Here is a 17,159-nt window from a genome sequence, read left to right on the forward strand (position 1 = left end):
CTTTCGTTTTCGTCAGGGGTTATGCGTAAGGCATCATCGCGCGCACCGACTTCAGGTTCGTCTCATGGACGTCCTGAGTACCGCGCAGTTGACGCTTGTTCTTGGTGGTCTTCTTGGTCAGGATGTGACGCTTGAAGGCCTGGCCACGCTTGAACGAACCGTTCGGACGTGCAGTAAAGCGCTTGGAGGCGCTTTTCTTCGTCTTCATCTTCGGCATGAAAAACTCCAGCTCATATGACATGCATGCAGGTGGACGGCTCACGCCGACGCTTGCAAGACCCGCATCCACTTGTTGTTGCACAGCGGCCCTTGCGGACCGCGCGCGACTTCCGCACGAAGCAACGCCGGGATGCCTGGCATCCCGGCCGCTGCACCGCGCAGGAATTACTTCTTCTTCTTGGGGGCGAGCACCATCACCATCTGGCGCCCTTCCATCTTCGGCATCTGCTCGACCTGGCCGATTTCTTCCAGGTCCGCCTTCAGGCGTTCGAGCATGCGCGCGCCGATTTCCTGGTGCGCCATCTCGCGACCACGGAACCGCAGCGTGATCTTGGTCTTGTCGCCGTCTTCCAGGAAGCGCTTCAGGTTGCGCAGCTTGACGTTGTAGTCGCCATCATCCGTACCCGGCCGGAACTTGACTTCCTTGACCTGGATGATTTTCTGCTTCAGCTTCGCCTCGTGGGCGCGCTTGGCTTCCTCGTACTTGAACTTCCCGTAATCCATGATCCGGGCGACGGGCGGAACCGCGTTCGGCGCGATCTCGACCAGGTCCAAGTCCTTATCTTCAGCCAGCCGGAGCGCGTCCATGAACTTGACGATGCCGAGCTGTTCGTTATCAACCCCTACCAGGCGCAGCTCAGGCGCGCTGATTTCCCGGTTGATGCGATGACCTTTGTCCGTAGCGATGTTGCGTTACCTCAAGAAGACAAAAAAACAAGCCGTGCTCACCACCCATCAGGCTTTGCTGGCGACGTCGTTTTGCAGACGCTCAACAAACGCGGAGACGGGCATCACACCCAGATCCACGTTGCCACGGGCACGCACGGCCACTTGACTGGCATCCCGCTCCTTGTCGCCCACTACCAGCAGGTAGGGAACCTTTTGAAGCGAATGCTCGCGGATTTTATACGTAATTTTCTCATTACGCAAATCAGCCTTGGCCCTAAACCCTTGTTTTTGCAGCAATTGCACGACGCTTTCGGCGTATTCCGCCTGCGAATCCGCAATATTCATGACCACCACCTGCTCCGGGGCCAGCCAGGCCGGCAGCGCACCGGCGTGGTTTTCCAGCAGGATGCCCAGGAAACGCTCGAACGAGCCCAGGATGGCCCGGTGCAGCATCACCGGGCGCTTGCGCGAGTTGTCCTCGGAGACGTATTCGGCATCCAGGCGCTCCGGCAGCACCAGGTCAAGCTGCAGCGTGCCGCACTGCCACGAGCGGCCGATCGCGTCCTTGATGTGGTACTCGACCTTGGGGCCGTAGAACGCGCCCTCGCCCGGCAGTTCCTCCCAATCCACGCCGCAGGCGCGCAGCGCCAGGCGCAGGCCCTCTTCGGCGTGGTCCCAGATCTCGTCGGAGCCGGCACGCTGGTCCGGGCGCAGCGACAGCTTGACCTTCACATCCTTGAAGCCGAAGTCGTCGTAGACCGAGAACGCCAGTTCGTTGAAGGCCTTGGCCTCCGCCACGATCTGCTCTTCCGTGCAGAAGATGTGCGCATCATCCTGCACAAAGCCGCGCACGCGCATCAGCCCGTGCAGCGCGCCCGACGGCTCGTTGCGGTGGCAGGCGCCGAACTCGGCCAGGCGCAGCGGCAGATCGCGGTACGAACGCAGGCCGTGGTTGAAGATCTGCACATGGCCCGGGCAGTTCATCGGCTTGATCGCGTAGTCGCGCTTCTCCGACTCCGTGACGAACATGTTCTCCTTGTAGTTCTGCCAGTGGCCGGACTTTTCCCAAAGCGAACGATCCATCACCTGCGGCGTACGAACCTCATCGTAGCCGGCGTCCGTCAGGCGGCCGCGCATGTACTGCTCGACGGCCTGCCACACCTGCCAGCCCTTCGGGTGCCAGAACACCATGCCGGGCGCCTCTTCCTGCAGGTGGAACAGGTCGAGCGTCTTGCCCAGCTTGCGGTGGTCGCGCTTCTCGGCCTCTTCCAGCATGTGCAGGTAGGCTTCCTGGTCTTCCTTCCTGGCCCAGGCCGTGCCGTAGATGCGCTGGAGCATCTCATTGTTGGCGTCGCCGCGCCAGTAGGCGCCGGCCACCTTCATCAGCTTGAAGACCTTCAGCTTGCCCGTGGACGGCACGTGCGGGCCACGGCACAGGTCGACGAAGCTGCCTTCACGGTACAGGCCGATTTCCTGGTCGGCGGGGATCGAGGCGATGATCTCGGCCTTGTACTTCTCGCCCATCGACTCGAACAGCGCCACCGCTTCGTCGCGGTTCCATACTTCGCGCACGACCTTCTCGTCCTTGCGGGCGAGTTCCGTCATCTTCTTCTCGATGGCGGCCAGGTCTTCGGGCGTGAAGGGACGCTTGTAGGCAAAGTCGTAGTAGAAGCCGTTTTCGATCACCGGGCCGATCGTCACCTGCGCTTCCGGATAGAGCTCCTTGACGGCATAGGCCAGCAAGTGCGCCGTGGAGTGGCGGATCACATCGACGCCATCGGCGTCCTTGTCCGTAACGATGGCCAGCCCCGCATCGCGGTCGATCTTGTAGCTCGTGTCGACCAGCTGGCCGTCCACCTTGCCGGCCAGCGCGGCCTTGGCCAGGCCGGCGCCAATGCTCTGCGCGACTTCGGCAACCGTCACCGGGCCGGGAAACTCGCGGCGGGACCCATCCGGCAGCGTGATTGCGATCATTTCGACTCTCCAGGATTCCGCCGGCGGCGTCTTGCGCTTCGCCCGAGCGGATCAAACTGCATCTTGTGGCACCGGCCCTGCATGCCTGCGGGACCGGCGATTTATTCTTTGCTGCCCTGCCCTGCCGCACCGGAAACGCGGCAGCTTATCAGGACGCTGACAGGCGACAGACGAAAAAAAACGCGGCCAAGGCCGCGTTTCTCTTTGTCAAACCCGATCCAACCGGGTCGAAGGCGCACCTCGACTACTGTCGCTTGCCAGCGGTAGTAGTTCGCGGTGTCATAACCATCATGCGCTTCCGTTCCGTATGGGGTTGAATCGGACTTGCCACACTTCTTTTACTGCTTTACTGCAATTCGTTGGTAGGCTCGATTGGACTCGAACCAACGACCCCCACCATGTCAAGGTGGTGCTCTAACCAGCTGAGCTACGAGCCTAGCGAAGCCGCAAGTATAGCATCACTTTCTTTTCGCCTGCAACACCCCCTGGACGTCTTCGATCAACTGCAGCGCGCGCTGCAGCTGCGTAGCCTCGGACACTTCGGCAGTGAACTGCATGCGCGCAACGCCCTTGCTGGAGAGCGTCTTGACGCCGGTGACATTGATCTTCTCGCGCGACAGCACTTCGGAGATATCGCGCAGCAGCCCCTGGCGATCGATCGCCTCGACATGGATATCGACCGGATAGACCGCGGCGTGGCTCTTCTGGCCCCACTCGGTCTGGATCACCCGCTCCGGCGCGCGCCCGGCCAGTTGCTGGAAGGTGTGGCAGCTGCGCCGATGGATCGACACCCCGCGCCCGCGCGTGACAAAGCCGACGATGTCGTCCGGCGGCGCCGGCTTGCAGCAGCGCGACATCTGCGTCATCAGCGAATCCACCCCCACCACCAGCACGCCGCTCTTGGCGCCGCGCGCCACGCTGGTGGCGCGGCTCTTCTTGGTGACAGCGTCTTCCTCGCTCAGCGGCGCCTGGACCTCGCCCTCCGGGTGTCGCAGCGCGTGCTCCACGTGGCGCAGGCTGAACTCGTCCTTGGCCACTGCCGCAAACAGGTCCTCCGGCGTCTTGAAGCCCAGCCGCGTGGCCAGGTCTTCCAGCTTGACCGCGGTCTTGCCTTCGCGCTGCAGGGTCTTGTCGATCAGCACACGGCCCTGGGCGATGGTCTCCTGCGAATCGAGCGCATTGAACCAGGCCCGCACCTTGGCCCGCGCGCGGCTGCTGGCCAGGTAGCCCAGGTCCGCGTTGAGCCAGTCGCGCGACGGTCCGCCCTGCTTGACCGCGATGATCTCCACGGTCTGGCCGTTCTTCAGCGGCGTGTTCAGCGGCACCATGGTGCCGTCCACGCGCGCGCCGCGGCAGCGGTGGCCGAGATCGCTGTGCAGGTAGTAGGCAAAGTCCACCGCGGTGGCGCCCTGCGGCAGCGCCACCACGCGCGCCTGCGGCGTCAGCACGTAGATGTGGTCGTCGATCGCGGCGTGCTTGATCTGCTCCCACGATTCATCGTGCGCCACGCTGTGGTCGGCATCGTCCTTCCACGCCAGCAGCTGGCGCAGCCAGGCAATCTTCTCGTCATAGCGTTCGCTGGCGGAGAACTGCCCGGCATAGCCGCGGCTGCCCGCTTCCTTGTAGCGCCAGTGCGCGGCCACGCCGTATTCCGCGAAGTGGTGCATCTCGTGGGTGCGGATCTGCACCTCGAAGGCGCGCCCGTCATCGCCGATCACCACCGTATGCAGCGACTTGTAGCCGTTGGCCTTGGGCCGCGAGATGTAGTCGTCGAACTCGCGCGGGATCGGCTGCCAGATATGGTGGACGATACCCAGCACCGTGTAGCAGTCCTTGATATCGTCGACGATCACGCGGAAGGCGCGCACATCGTACAGGTCGGCAAAATCCAGCTCCTTGCCGCGCATCTTCTTCCAGATGCTGTAGATATGCTTGGGCCGCCCGCTGACCTCGGCACGGATGCCGGCGGTCGCCAGCTCGGACTGCAGCCGTTCGATGGCGCCGCCGATATAGCCTTCGCGCTCGATGCGCTTCTCGTCCAGCAGTTTGGCGATGCGCTTGTAGGTATCGGGCTGCTCGAAGCGGAACGCCAGGTCCTCCAGCTCCCACTTCATCTGCCAGATACCAAGGCGATTGGCCAGCGGCGCGTAGATGTCCAGCGTTTCGCGCGCCACGCCCGGCTGCGGCGCCTGCTTGGTCTCGGCCATCCAGCGCAGGGTCTGCAGCCGCGAGGCCAGGCGCACCAGCACCACGCGGATGTCCTGCGCAAACGCCAGCAGCATCTTGCGCAGCGCCTCGACCTGTTCGTGGCGCGCCTGCGCTTCGTTCTTGGACGGCGCGGCCGGCTCGGCCTCGGGGCGGCTGCCGGCGATGGCACCGATGCGCAGCAGCTGCCGCACACCGTCGACCAGCCGTGCCACCTCGTCGCCAAAGCGCGGTGCGATCTCGGCCTCGGTGCCGGGCACGAAGGCCACCAGCCCGAACAGGCAGGCGGCGGCACGCGCGGCGTCGTCGACGCGCAGGCCGTCGAGAATGCGCAGCATGCCCTGCGCGTGCGACAGCACGGTCTCGCCGGTGGGCAGCGCTACCTCGGCACCATGCTCGCGCACGTAGGCCAGTGCGCGTTCGACCAGTTCGGCATCCGGAATGCCCGCGACCCGACCGGTCAGGTCGGTGGACGTCACCATGTCACAACGCCTGCATCAGTTGAGCGCAGCGGTCACCACCACTTCGATCAGGTAATCGGGATTGGCCAGACGGGCTTCGACGGTGGCGCGCGGGGGCGTGTTGCCTTGCGGCACCCAGGCGTCCCAGACCTCGTTCATCTCGCCGATCTGGTCGACATTGGTCAGGAAGATCTGGCACGACAGGATGCGGGTCTTGTCGCTGCCGGCCTCGGCCAGCAGCCGGTCGATATGGCCGAGGACCTCGCGCGTCTGGCCGCGGATATCGGCCTTGGGATCGACCTCGGGCACCTGACCGGCGAGATACACCACGCCGTTATAGACCGCGTATTCGGACAACCGCTTGCCCACATGGGCGCGCTTCAGTTCAAGGTTACTCATGACAATGCGTTGACTGATAAAAACAAGGCCGGCATGCGATGCCATCAGGCCCCGGTAAAGAACTGCCGGGCGATCGCAATCTGCGCCGGATCGACAAAGGTCGGGGCATGGCCCACGTCGGGCACTTCCACCGAACTCACATGCTTGCCGCGCGCCACCATTTCGGCCACGGTCTCGCGCAGCAGCAGGTCCGACTGCGCGCCGCGCACCACCAGCACCGGGCCTTCGATGGCCTCGAAGCTGCGCCAGAGCGCGGCCTCGCCGGCAGCAATGGCCTCGGGCGTGGATTTGCGGAACGGCACCGCCAGCTGCGGATCGTAATGCAAGCCCCATTCCAGGCCGTCCGTGCCCTGCACCGGTTTCAGGATGGCGGCGTTGAGCTCGCGCCACTGCTCCGGCGCATGGCGCCCGAACGATGCGCTGATCGTCTGCAGGTAGGCCAGGCCTTCCTCGAAGGTCTTGAAGCGCACCGGCAGTCCCAGGTAGGCGCCGATCCGTTCCACGGCCGACGGCGCCAGCTTCGGGCCCACGTCGTTGAGCAACAGCTTGCGCACCGGTGACTTCGGCAGACCCGCCAGGCCCATGCCGATCAGCCCGCCCATCGAGGTGCCGAACCAGTCCACCTTCTCCACGTTGAGCCGCGCAATCAGCGTGACCATGTCGGACACGTACTGCGGCACCACGTAGCCGTTGGCATCGGCCAGCCATTCCGAGCGGCCGCGCCCGACCACATCGGGGCAGACCACGCGGTAGTCGCCGCACAGCGCGCTGGCGACGGTGTCGAAGTCGCGGCCGGTGCGCGTCAGCCCATGCGCGCACACCAGCACGCGCGGATTGGCAGGGTCGCCCCACTCGTGGTAGGCCATGCGGTGCAGGCCCGCCGGACTGATGCACTGGACAAAACCGAGACGCGGACTGGCAGACATCTGGACTCCCTGACGAACCGGACCGCGGACCGCAAAAAGACGGCGCTGCCGGAGGTTGAGCAAAGCTGGATTGTACGCCGCAGCGGGTACAATGCCACAGCACAGTGTCAGCGTCCCGCGTGCGCGGCCGCGCACCGCCACGGCGCGCTCCGCCAACCCTGTGGCAACCTTTCTGTGGCATTCCTTTCTCTCGACGGAGGCTTACATGCTCAACGGCAAGACCGCACTGGTGACTGGCTCGACCAGCGGCATCGGGCTCGGCATCGCGAAAGCGCTGGCGGCCCAGGGCGCCAACATCATCGTCAACGGCTTTGGTGACGCGGACGCCGCAAAGGCAGAAATCGCGCAGGCCGGCCAGGGGATCCGGGTCGGCTACCACGGCGCCGACATGAGCAAGGCGGCCGAGATCGAAGACATGATGCGCTACGCGCAGTCCGACTTCGGCGGCGCCGACATCCTGGTCAATAACGCCGGCATCCAGCACGTGGCCGCGATCGAGGATTTCCCGCCCGAGCGCTGGGACGCGATCATCGCCATCAACCTGACCTCGGCCTTCCACACCACGCGCCTGGCGCTGCCCGGCATGAAGCAGAAGGACTGGGGCCGCATCATCAATGTCGCCTCCACCCACGGGCTGGTGGCCTCGGCGCAGAAGTCCGCCTACGTGGCGGCCAAGCACGGCATCGTCGGCTTCACCAAGGTGACCGCGCTGGAAACCGCGCAGACCGGCGTCACCGCCAACGCGATCTGCCCGGGGTGGGTGCTGACGCCACTGGTGCAGAAGCAGGTCGAAGCCCGCGCGCAGAAGGAAGGCATTCCGGTGGAACAGGCCAAGCGCGAGCTGGTGCTGGAGAAACAACCCTCGGGACAGTTCGTCACGCCCGATGAGCTGGGCGCGCTGGCCGTGTTCCTGTCGTCCGAAGCGGCCCGCCAGGTCCGCGGCGCGATCTGGAACATGGACGGCGGCTGGGTGGCGCAGTAAGGAGCAAACGATGCAACGACGCAGTTTCCTGCGCGCGCTGGCGCTGGGCGCGGTCTCGGCCGGGGCGCTGGCACCGGTGGCCGGCGCGCTGGCGCAAGCCGCCAAGCCGCTTGCCATCGACGTCTACAAGAGCCCGCTGTGCGGCTGCTGCGAGGATTGGGTCAAGCACCTGCGCAGCAACGGCTTCACCGTGACGGTGCATGATGTCGAGGACACCGGCGTGTACCGCAAGCGCTTCGGCATGCCGGAACGCTTTGGCTCCTGCCACACCGGGTATATCGGCGGCTACGCCATCGAGGGCCATGTGCCGGCGGCGGATATCCGCAAGCTGCTGGCAGCAAAGCCCAAGGCCGTCGGCCTGGCCGTGCCGGGCATGCCGGTCGGCTCGCCCGGCATGGAACAGGGCCCGCGCAAGGACCCGTTCGACGTGCTGATCGTAAAAGCGGACGGCGCCGCTTCGGTGTTCGCCAGCTACAACAAGCAGGCAGGCTGACCTGCGGCTGCCGGGCGGCAGGGTCTGCGCCTTGCCGGAGAGCAGCCAGCTTAGTGCGCAGCGATATTGCCGGGCTATTCGCCGGAAGAGCTAGCGAATGCAGCCGGCTCCGGCCGGGCAATTCCAAAGCGAAGCGACCCGACAAAAAAGCCCCTGCGGCGCATCGCACCTCAGGGGCCCTGCCAGGCTTCGGAGCTCAGCCCGCTTACAGCAGCGGAGCGCCAGTCTTGGCCTGGATTTCCTCGCGGCTGACACCCGGAGCCGTTTCCACCAGCTTCAGGCCTTCGTCGGTCACGTCGATCACGCCCAGGTCGGTAATGATGCGGTTGACCACGCCCACGCCGGTCAGCGGCAGGTTGCAGTCCTTCAGGATCTTGATGTCCTCGGTGCCATCCTTCTTCTTGGCGGTGTGTTCCATCAGCACCACCACTCGGCCGACGCCGGCGACCAGGTCCATCGCGCCGCCCATGCCCTTGACCATCTTGCCCGGGATCATCCAGTTGGCCAGGTCGCCCTTTTCGCTGACCTGCATCGCACCCAGGATCGCCAGGTTGATGTGGCCGCCGCGGATCATCGCGAACGAGTCGGCCGACGAGAAGATCGACGAGCCCGGCAGCGTCGTCACGGTTTGCTTGCCGGCGTTGATCATGTCGGCGTCGACTTCGTCCTCGGTCGGGAACGGGCCGATGCCCAGCAGTCCGTTCTCGGACTGCAGCCACACTTCCATGCCTTCGGGCACCCAGTTGGCCACCAGCGTCGGCAGGCCGATGCCCAGGTTGACGTAGAAACCGTCCTGCAGCTCGGTCGCGGCGCGCGCGGCCATTTCGTCACGTGTCCATGCCATGATGCGTCTCCTTAGCTGGCCGCGCGCACGGTGCGCTGCTCGATGCGTTTCTCGGGGGTGGTGTTCAGCACCAGGCGCTTCACGAAGATGCCGGCCAGGTGGATTTCATCCGGGTCCAGCTCGCCGGTCTCGACGATATGCTCGACCTCGGCGATGGTGACCTTGCCCGCCATGGCGCACATCGGGTTGAAGTTGCGCGCGGTGCGGCGGAACACCAGGTTGCCGGCCTTGTCAGCCTTGTATGCCTTGACCAGCGCCACGTCGGCGGTCAGCGAACGCTCCATCACGTACTGCTGGCCGTCGAATTCGCGGATTTCCTTGCCTTCGGCGACGATGGTGCCGACACCGGTCTTGGTGAAGAAGGCCGGGATGCCCGAGCCGCCGGCGCGCAGCTTCTCGGCCAGCGTGCCTTGCGGGGTGAATTCCAGCTCAAGTTCGCCCGCCAGGTACTGGCGCTCGAACTCCTTGTTCTCGCCCACGTAGGACGAGATCATCTTCCTGATCTGGCGCGTGGCCAGCAGCAGGCCCAGGCCGAAGCCATCGACGCCGGCGTTGTTGGAGATACAGGTCAGCTGCTTGGCGCCGCTGTCGCGCAGCGCGGCAATCAGCGCCTCGGGGATGCCGCACAGGCCGAAACCGCCCACGGCGATCGTCTGGCCGTCGCGGACGACGCCTGCAAGCGCTTCTGCGGCGCTGGCGTAGACCTTGTTCATGCTTCGCTCCTTCCTCGGTAGTTCCCGGTCGCTCTTCCCGCCACCGGGTTGTGCGGCGGGCGACGCAGGGAAATTGTAACGGTACAATCGGCAACAGGCGGGCGACAGTCGCCGCAACTCGTCCGACCGACAGCATACGCAAGCGCAGCCGGCTACGCCATTACGTAAAAATACATAAGCAGATGCCCGCAATCGACTACCAGACCGCCTTCCAGCTTGCCCCCGTGGGCCTGGTGCTGTCACGCGAACGCGTGATCGAGGACTGCAACGAGGAGGTCTGCCGCATTTTCGGCACCACGCGCGAAGCGCTGCTGGGCCAGTCCTTCCAGGTGCTCTACCCCACCGCCGACGAATTCGAGCGCACCGGCGCGCGCATCGCGCCGATCATGGGCAAGCGCGGCATGTACTCGGACGAACGCATCATGAAGCGCGCCGGCGGCGAGCTGTTCTGGTGCCATGTCACCGGGCGCGCACTGGACCGCACGCAACCGCTGGGCGCGGGGATCTGGACCTTCGAGGATCTGTCGCAGAAGCGCCAGGTCACTGCGGAGCTGACCGCGCGCGAACGCGAGATCGCGGCGCAGCTGGTGGAGGGAAAGACCAGCAAGCAGATCGGCAAGCTGCTGGCGATCAGCCCGCGCACGGTGGACATCTACCGGGCGCGGCTGATGAAGAAGTACGGGGCCAGCACGTCGGTGGACCTGGTGCAGCGGCTGGTCAACCACTGAGCCCCGTGGCAGGCATCAGCCCTCGATGATCGCGCGGATCTCTGCCGGCACCGGCACCGACTTCTCCTGCGTGTAATCGCACCACACCACCTTGGCCCCGCCCTCGGCCCAGACCACGTCGGGCTGGTCGGTGCGGCGGATTTCCATGCGGGTCTCGAAGCTGGTGCGGCCGAGCTGGCCGGCGTAGACGCGGCACTCGATGTCGCCCGGGTAGCGCAGCTGCTTCAGGAAAGTCATGTGCGCATTGATGATGACCGGCCCCTGCCCGCGTGCATCCTTGCCGCCGCGGCCCAGCGACGCGAACCACTCGATGCGCGCCTGCTCCAGGTACTGGAAGTAGACGGTGTTGTTGACATGGCCCATGGCATCCATGTCGCCCCAGCGGATCGGCATGACCACCGTATAGACGTGCTTCATCACAGCCTCCAAAAGAACAGGCCCGCCGGGTCTGGCGGGCCCTCTGCTTGGCTTAGCGCTTGGCGATCGCGCCTTCGGCCTTGGTCACCAGGTCGGTGCCGATCTGCTTCTTCCACTTGTCGTAGACCTTGGCGGTGGCCTTGCGGAAGGCGTCATGCTCGGCCGGCGTCAGGTGCGTGACCTTGACGCCGTGCGCCTCCATGTCCTTCCAGGCCGGCGCGCCCGGCTCGGCCAGGCCCTTGCGGGCCAGCGCGATTTCCTGCTTGCCGGCGTCGACGGCGGCCTGCTTCACGATCTCGCGGTCGGCCGGGGTCCAGCTTTCCCAGATCTGCTTGTTGACCACGAAGATCAACGGGTCAGCCACGTAGCCCCAGGCGGTGACGAACTTCTGGCCCACCGTGTACAGCTTGGCGGCGGCGAACACCGACTGCGGGTTCTCCTGCCCGTCGACCGCGCCCGAGGCCATCGCCGGCTGCGCATCGGCCCAGCTCATCTGGGTCGGGTTGGCGCCCAGCGCGTTGAAGGTCTCGATGTACAGCGGCGAACCGACCACGCGCAGCTTCATGCCCTTGAGGTCTTCCGGCTTGCGGATTTCGCGCTTGGAGTTGGACACCTCGCGGAAGCCATTCTCGCCCCAGGCCAGCGGCACCACGCCGGCTTTTTCCAGCGTGGCGAAGATCGACTTGCCGACTTCGCCCTGCGTGAGCGCGTCCAGCGCCTTGTAGTCGGGCATCAGGAACGGCAGCGAGAACAGGTTCAGTTCCCTGACCTGCGGCGACCAGTTGATGGTCGAGCCCACCGCCATGTCGATCACGCCCTGGCGGATCGCCGAGAACTCGCGGGTCTGGTCGCCGGCCACCAGCGAGGTGCCCGGGTACAGCTTGATATTGATGCGGCCGTTGGTGCGCTGCTTGACCAGGTCGGCCCAGATCTCGCCGCCCTTGCCCCACGGGAAGGCCGGGCCGAGCACCAGCGACATCTTGTACTCGGACTTGTAGGTCTGGGCCATTGCGCCGGCGGGGGCGAAGGCGGAACCGGCAATGGCGGCAGCCGTTGCGAGCATCAGGGCACGACGTTTCATTTCATCTCCTCTCGGGAAAGCGTCAATTCTTGTTTGTGAATGCGGAACATCAGTAGCCAAGGTACTCAGGCAGCCAGGTCGCCAGCGGCGGATAGGCCAGCACCATCAGCATGGCGATAAACATCGCCAGCAACATCCAGATCACCCAGGGCACGGTCTCTTCCATGCGCACCCGGGCAATCCGGCACGACACCATCAGGTTCACGGCCAGCGGCGGCGTGAACTGGCCCAGCGCCACCTTCAGTGTCAGCACCACGCCGAACCACACCGGGTTCCAGTGGAAGGCATTGACAATGGGCAGCAGCAGCGGCACGAAGATCAGGAAGATCGAGATGCCGTCCAGGAACATGCCGACCGTCATCAGCAGCAGCACGATCAGCGCCAGCACGCCGTACTCGCCCAGCCCGGAATTGGCGATGGCGTGCGCCAGCGGGTCGATCACCCCCAGCGTCGACAGCGCATAGGCGAAGATGCCGGCCAGTGCCACCACCAGCAGGATCACTGCCGAGGTCTCGGCCGCCTCCTGGAAGATGGTGAACAGGTCGCGCATGCCGATGCTGCGGTACACCACCATGCCGACGAACAGGCCGTAGACCACTGCCACCACGGCGGCTTCGGTCGGCGTGAACCAGCCGGCGCGCATGCCGCCCAGGATCAGGAACGGCGCCACCAGGCCCCATGCGGCCTCGCGCAGGCTCTTCCAGAACGGCGGGCGCGGCAGCGCGGCTTCGATCGCGCCCATGTTGTGCTTGCGCGCCAGCCACACGGCCGGAACGATCAGCGCCACGCCGGCCAGGATGCCGGGGATCATGCCCGCGGCGAACAAGGCCGGCACCGATGCGCCGGGCACCAGCACGCTGTAGATGATGAGGGCCACCGACGGCGGGATCAGGATGTCGGTCGCGGCTGCCGCGCCGACCACCGCGGCGCTGTACGAGCCCGGATAACCGGCGCGCGACATCGCCGCGATCATCACGCCGCCCACCGCGGCCGCGTTGGCCGGGCCGGAGCCGGAGATGCCGCCGAGGAACATCGCCACCAGGATCGCCACCAGCGGCAGCATGCCCGGGCCGCGACCAACGATGGCGATGGCAAAGGTCACCAGCCGCTGCGCCACGCCGGAGCGGTCGAAGATCGACCCCACCAGCACGAACATCGGGATCGCCAGCAGCGGATACTTGGCCAGCCCCGCATAGAAGTTCTGCGGCACGGCCAGCAGGCCGAACATCTGGGTGTCGAGATTGGACAGGCCGATGGCAACCAGGCCGCCCAGGCCGAGCGACACGCCGATGGGCACGCCCAGCAGCATCAGGCCGATAAAGACCACGAACAGGGTGATGGCGACGAACGTCATTGCGCCTTCTCCGTCGTGGTGGCCTTGCCTTCATGCAGCGCCTTGAGCGCGCGCACGTTGCGTAGCACCAGCCCCAGCGCGCGCAGCGCGATGCCGGCAGACAGCACCGGCAGCCAGATCGAGTACCACCAGCTCGGCACGCCGATGCCCGGCGAGGTCTCGCCGAAGGTGTACTCATCCCAGGTAATGCGTGCGCCCAGCACCGCCAGCGCGATGAACATCACCGCCACCGCCAGCGCCGACAGGATCGCCAGGCGGCGCTGGCGGGCCGCGCTGCCGCGCTCGAAGAAGAATTCGATGCGGATATTGCGATCGCGTGCCACCGCGGCGCTGCCGGCGACCAGCGCCAGCACGATCATCAGGAAGACCGAGAACTCCTCGGTCCAGGCAAATGACTCGTCGGTGAAATAGCGGACCACCACGTTGGCGAAAGTGATGCCGACCAGCAGCACCATCACGATCACGCCAACCCAGTCCTCGATGCGGGGCGATACCCGGAAATCAGCGTCCTGCGCTTCGTCGGCGGCCTGCGGGATCACCGCGGAATCGACGACGTGTTGCGGCACGGCGTTGCGCCGTGCCTCTTCTTGTTGCTCCATCTCCCCGGCCTCCGGTCCGGGCCGCTCGGGCCATGCGGCCACCGCGGCGTTTTTTTACTTGTATGTAAAGACTTAATCTGCAGACATGGCGGATTATGCCAAGACTGGCCCGCCACGCACGAATTTTCTGATGATTGATGTGTGCTGACGACGGCGCACCCAAGGGGACCGGATAAGCCCTGGGCGTGCAGTCCGGGCATCCCGCGGCGCTTTTGGCGCGCAGCCGGGATGCAGGGGGCCTTGCGCCCCCCGGTCAGCGATCAGGCGGTCAGACCATGCCGTCGTCGGCGGTGATGACAGCGCCGTTGATGAACTGCGACTGGTCGGATGCGAGCAGCAGCAACAGGCCGTCGAGATCCTCCGGCTTGCCCAGGCGCTTGCGCGGCAGCATCTGGATCAGCTTCTGGCCGGCGTCCGAATCCCAGTGGTGGTGGTTGATCTCGGTATCGATATAGCCCGGGCAGATCGCGTTGGTATTGATGCCATGGCGCGCCCATTCGAGCGCCATGGCCTTGGTCATGTGCACCACGGCCGCCTTGCTCATGCAATACACGCCGATCTGCGACAGCACCTTCAGCCCCGCCACCGACGCGACATTGACGATCCGCGCCTGCGGCAGCGGGCTGCCGTTGCGCTCGGCGCCCTTGGCGCGCGCGATCATGCGCTTGGCCACTTCCTGGGCGACGAAGAAGGCACCGCGGGTATTGGTGTCGAACACGAAATCGAAGTCGTCGGCGGTCACATCGGTCAGCTTCTGCGTGGTCGACACGCCGGAGTTGTTGACCAGGATGTCGATGGAGCCGGCCTCAGTCTCCGCATGCGCCACCGCGGCGCGGATGCTGTCCGGGTCGGTGACGTCCAGCCGCACCACATGGGCGCTGCCGCCCTCGGCCTCGATCGCCGCGCGCAGTTCCTTGAGCCGCTCGGTGCGGCGCGAGGCCAGCACTACCTTGGCGCCGGCGGCGGCCAGCACCGTCGCGAAACGCGAGCCCAGCCCGCTTGAAGCGCCGGTGACCAGCGCGACCTTGCCTTCCAGATTGATCGACAAACCCATGATTACCTCTTGTGCGGGAGCTCCTCCGGCCTATTCGGGAGCAGAAGGCAGCATATCAAAAAAAAGAACGACCGTTCCAAAAAAATCCTTGCCTGTGGGTGGCGAGTCCCGGACAATGCCGGAGATTCTAAGAACTTGACCAGCAAAGGGAAAGAGGGAAAACGCGCGATCCGGGAGTCTTTGGACCCCAAATCGCTGCCAACTCACCCACCCGCGGTTCCCGTCCGCGCGCTGGCCCGGTTCTCGGCAAAACGATCACCGCATTTCCCACAATTGCAAGCAAGCAGCAAAGAAATAGAGGGTTAGAGACAATGGATCAGCAACAGCTCCTGGAGCAGTTCGGCCCGCGCGAAGCCATGGAATACGATGTGGTCATCGTCGGCGGCGGCCCCGCCGGCCTGGCCACCGCCATCCGCCTGAAGCAACTCGCGCAGGAGAAAGGCGCCGACGTCAACGTGTGCGTGCTGGAAAAGGGCTCCGAGCCCGGCGCCCACATCCTGTCGGGCGCCATCATGGACCCGCGCGCCCTCAATGAACTGATCCCGAACTGGAAGGAACTGGGCGCGCCGCTGAACCAGGCCGTCACCGAAGACAAGTTCCTGTTCCTGAACGAGTCCGGCTCCAAGGGCACGCCTCCGGCCCTGCTGCCAGAGTGCTTCCACAACGAAGGCAACTACATCATCAGCCTGTCGAACTTCGTGCGCTGGCTGGGCCAGCAGGCCGAGGCGCTGGGCATTGAGATCTTCCCGGGCTTCCCCGCCGCCGAAGTGCTCTACAACGAAGACGGCTCGGTCAAGGGCGTGGCCACCGGGAATATGGGCATCAACAAGGAAGGCGAGCCCACCGACAACTTCCAGCTGGGCATGGAACTGCATGCCAAGTACACCATCTTCGCCGAAGGCGCGCGCGGCCACCTGGGCAAGCAACTGATCGAGAAATTCAAGCTCGATGCCGGCAAGGATCCGCAGAGCTACGGCATCGGCCTGAAGGAGCTGTGGGAGATCGACCCGGCCAAGCACAAGCCCGGCCTGGTGGTGCACACCGCCGGCTGGCCGCTCGACCCCGCCACCTACGGTGGCTCGTTCCTGTACCACATGGAAGACAACAAGGTCGCGGTCGGCTTTGTGGTCGGACTGGACTACACCAACCCGTGGCTGTCTCCGTTCGAGGAATTCCAGCGCTTCAAGACGCATCCGGAAATCCGCCAGTACTTCGAGGGCGGCAAGCGCCTCTCCTACGGCGCCCGCGCCATCACCGCCGGTGGCCTGCTGTCGCTGCCCAAGACCGTGTTCCCGGGCGGCGCGCTGGTCGGCTGCGACGCCGGCTACCTGAACGCCTCGCGCATCAAGGGCAGCCACGCCGCCATCAAGACCGGCATGCTGGCCGCCGAGGCCATCTATGACGCGCTGCAGGCCGGCCGCCAGCACGATGAGCTGGCCGCCTACCCGACCGCGTTCGAGCAGAGCTGGCTGCACAAGGAACTGCTGCAGGCCAAGAACTTCAAGCAGTGGTTCAAGAAGGGCCGCACCACCGCCACGCTGATGACCGGCATCGAGCAATGGCTGCTGCCCAAGCTGGGCATCCGCAACCCGCCATGGACCATCCACCGCGTGAAGCCGGACCATGTGTACCTGAAGCCCGCGGCCGAGTGCCAGAAGATCGAGTATCCGAAGCCGGACGGCAAGCTGACCTTCGACCGCCTGAGCTCGGTGTTCATCAGCAACACCAACCACGAAGAGAACCAGCCGGCGCACCTGACGCTCAAGGACGCCAGCGTTCCGGTCAACATCAACTGGGACAAGTACGCCGGCCCCGAGTCGCGCTACTGCCCGGCAGGTGTGTATGAGTTCGTGCAGGACGAGACGTCGGGCAAGGAACGTCTGCAGATCAATGCGCAGAACTGCGTTCACTGCAAGACCTGCGACATCAAGGATCCGACCCAGAACATCGTCTGGGTGACGCCGGAAGGCGGCGGCGGTCCGAACTACGTCGGGATGTAAGCCTGCCGCGCCAGCGGCAGAAAAAACGGCACCGGAAACCC

Annotated in this window: 17 protein-coding genes and 1 tRNA gene; 4 read left to right on the forward strand and 14 right to left on the reverse strand. The window is 65.2% G+C overall.

The window, feature by feature from the left end:
• Window positions 1-19 precede the first annotated feature (19 nt).
• The 7 genes from rpmI to phaZc form a co-directional block, all read right to left on the reverse strand.
• Window positions 20-217 carry a 50S ribosomal protein L35 gene (gene rpmI, locus AC1Q6V_RS14970; RefSeq protein WP_006575466.1) on the reverse strand — a complete coding sequence of 66 codons (198 nt, stop codon included), beginning with the start codon at window positions 215-217 and terminating at the stop codon, window positions 20-22.
• A gap of 167 nt (window positions 218-384) precedes the next feature.
• A complete protein-coding gene (infC, locus tag AC1Q6V_RS14975) occupies window positions 385-906 on the reverse strand; it encodes a translation initiation factor IF-3 (protein WP_078195944.1) in 522 nt (173 codons plus the stop codon).
• Between the two features lie 48 nt (window positions 907-954).
• Window positions 955-2,862, reverse strand: a complete 1,908-nt coding sequence (gene thrS, locus AC1Q6V_RS14980) for a threonine--tRNA ligase (protein WP_454749836.1) — start codon at window positions 2,860-2,862, stop codon at window positions 955-957.
• Between the two features lie 360 nt (window positions 2,863-3,222).
• Window positions 3,223-3,299: transfer RNA gene (locus AC1Q6V_RS14985), tRNA-Val, on the reverse strand.
• Window positions 3,300-3,320: 21 nt separating this feature from the next.
• A complete protein-coding gene (locus AC1Q6V_RS14990; protein ID WP_454751092.1) occupies window positions 3,321-5,549 on the reverse strand; it encodes a RelA/SpoT family protein in 2,229 nt (742 codons plus the stop codon).
• A 15-nt stretch (window positions 5,550-5,564) separates the two neighbouring features.
• Window positions 5,565-5,927 carry a RidA family protein gene (locus AC1Q6V_RS14995; protein ID WP_010813105.1) on the reverse strand — a complete coding sequence of 121 codons (363 nt, stop codon included), beginning with the start codon at window positions 5,925-5,927 and terminating at the stop codon, window positions 5,565-5,567.
• Between the two features lie 44 nt (window positions 5,928-5,971).
• Window positions 5,972-6,853, reverse strand: a complete 882-nt coding sequence (gene phaZc / locus AC1Q6V_RS15000; protein ID WP_010813106.1) for a 3-hydroxybutyrate-oligomer hydrolase PhaZc — start codon at window positions 6,851-6,853, stop codon at window positions 5,972-5,974.
• 205 nt (window positions 6,854-7,058) lie between these two features.
• Here phaZc and AC1Q6V_RS15005 point away from each other — a divergent pair, with 205 nt between their 5' ends.
• Together AC1Q6V_RS15005 and AC1Q6V_RS15010 are read left to right on the forward strand one after the other, a co-directional pair.
• Window positions 7,059-7,835, forward strand: a complete 777-nt coding sequence (locus AC1Q6V_RS15005; RefSeq protein ID WP_010813107.1) for a 3-hydroxybutyrate dehydrogenase — start codon at window positions 7,059-7,061, stop codon at window positions 7,833-7,835.
• 10 nt (window positions 7,836-7,845) lie between these two features.
• Complete coding sequence (locus AC1Q6V_RS15010; protein ID WP_010813108.1) at window positions 7,846-8,328, forward strand: DUF411 domain-containing protein; 483 nt, start codon at window positions 7,846-7,848, stop codon at window positions 8,326-8,328.
• 205 nt (window positions 8,329-8,533) lie between these two features.
• On the opposite strand, the gene AC1Q6V_RS15015 is transcribed toward AC1Q6V_RS15010, so the two are convergent.
• The gene (locus AC1Q6V_RS15015) at window positions 8,534-9,172 is read right to left on the reverse strand and encodes a CoA transferase subunit B (RefSeq protein ID WP_010813109.1); all 639 of its coding nucleotides are present in this window, start codon (window positions 9,170-9,172) and stop codon (window positions 8,534-8,536) included.
• An 11-nt stretch (window positions 9,173-9,183) separates the two neighbouring features.
• A complete protein-coding gene (locus AC1Q6V_RS15020) occupies window positions 9,184-9,885 on the reverse strand; it encodes a CoA transferase subunit A (protein WP_010813110.1) in 702 nt (233 codons plus the stop codon).
• A gap of 182 nt (window positions 9,886-10,067) precedes the next feature.
• Between AC1Q6V_RS15020 and AC1Q6V_RS15025 the strand changes: the two genes are divergently transcribed.
• Window positions 10,068-10,613: a PAS and helix-turn-helix domain-containing protein gene (locus AC1Q6V_RS15025; protein ID WP_010813111.1), complete on the forward strand. Its 546-nt coding sequence runs from the start codon at window positions 10,068-10,070 to the stop codon at window positions 10,611-10,613.
• 15 nt (window positions 10,614-10,628) lie between these two features.
• On the opposite strand, the gene AC1Q6V_RS15030 is transcribed toward AC1Q6V_RS15025, so the two are convergent.
• From AC1Q6V_RS15030 to AC1Q6V_RS15050, 5 genes are all read right to left on the reverse strand, one after another.
• Window positions 10,629-11,030 (reverse strand): acyl-CoA thioesterase, encoded by a 402-nt coding sequence (locus tag AC1Q6V_RS15030; protein WP_010813112.1) that lies wholly within the window; start codon window positions 11,028-11,030, stop codon window positions 10,629-10,631.
• 52 nt (window positions 11,031-11,082) lie between these two features.
• Window positions 11,083-12,111: a DctP family TRAP transporter solute-binding subunit gene (locus AC1Q6V_RS15035; protein ID WP_454751091.1), complete on the reverse strand. Its 1,029-nt coding sequence runs from the start codon at window positions 12,109-12,111 to the stop codon at window positions 11,083-11,085.
• Window positions 12,112-12,160: 49 nt separating this feature from the next.
• The gene (locus tag AC1Q6V_RS15040) at window positions 12,161-13,465 is read right to left on the reverse strand and encodes a TRAP transporter large permease (RefSeq protein WP_010813114.1); all 1,305 of its coding nucleotides are present in this window, start codon (window positions 13,463-13,465) and stop codon (window positions 12,161-12,163) included.
• Window positions 13,462-14,064 carry a TRAP transporter small permease gene (locus AC1Q6V_RS15045; RefSeq protein ID WP_011615001.1) on the reverse strand — a complete coding sequence of 201 codons (603 nt, stop codon included), beginning with the start codon at window positions 14,062-14,064 and terminating at the stop codon, window positions 13,462-13,464. Before AC1Q6V_RS15045 ends, AC1Q6V_RS15040 begins: the two co-directional genes overlap by 4 nt.
• A gap of 268 nt (window positions 14,065-14,332) precedes the next feature.
• Entirely contained in the window at window positions 14,333-15,118 is a 786-nt protein-coding gene (locus AC1Q6V_RS15050; protein WP_010813116.1) for an SDR family oxidoreductase, read from the reverse strand.
• Between the two features lie 311 nt (window positions 15,119-15,429).
• On the opposite strand from AC1Q6V_RS15050, the gene AC1Q6V_RS15055 reads away from it, so the two are divergent.
• Window positions 15,430-17,118, forward strand: a complete 1,689-nt coding sequence (locus tag AC1Q6V_RS15055; protein WP_010813117.1) for an electron transfer flavoprotein-ubiquinone oxidoreductase — start codon at window positions 15,430-15,432, stop codon at window positions 17,116-17,118.
• The last annotated feature ends 41 nt before the right edge of the window (window positions 17,119-17,159 follow it).

The organism is Cupriavidus sp. GW823-FHT07B10 (assembly GCF_058794355.1).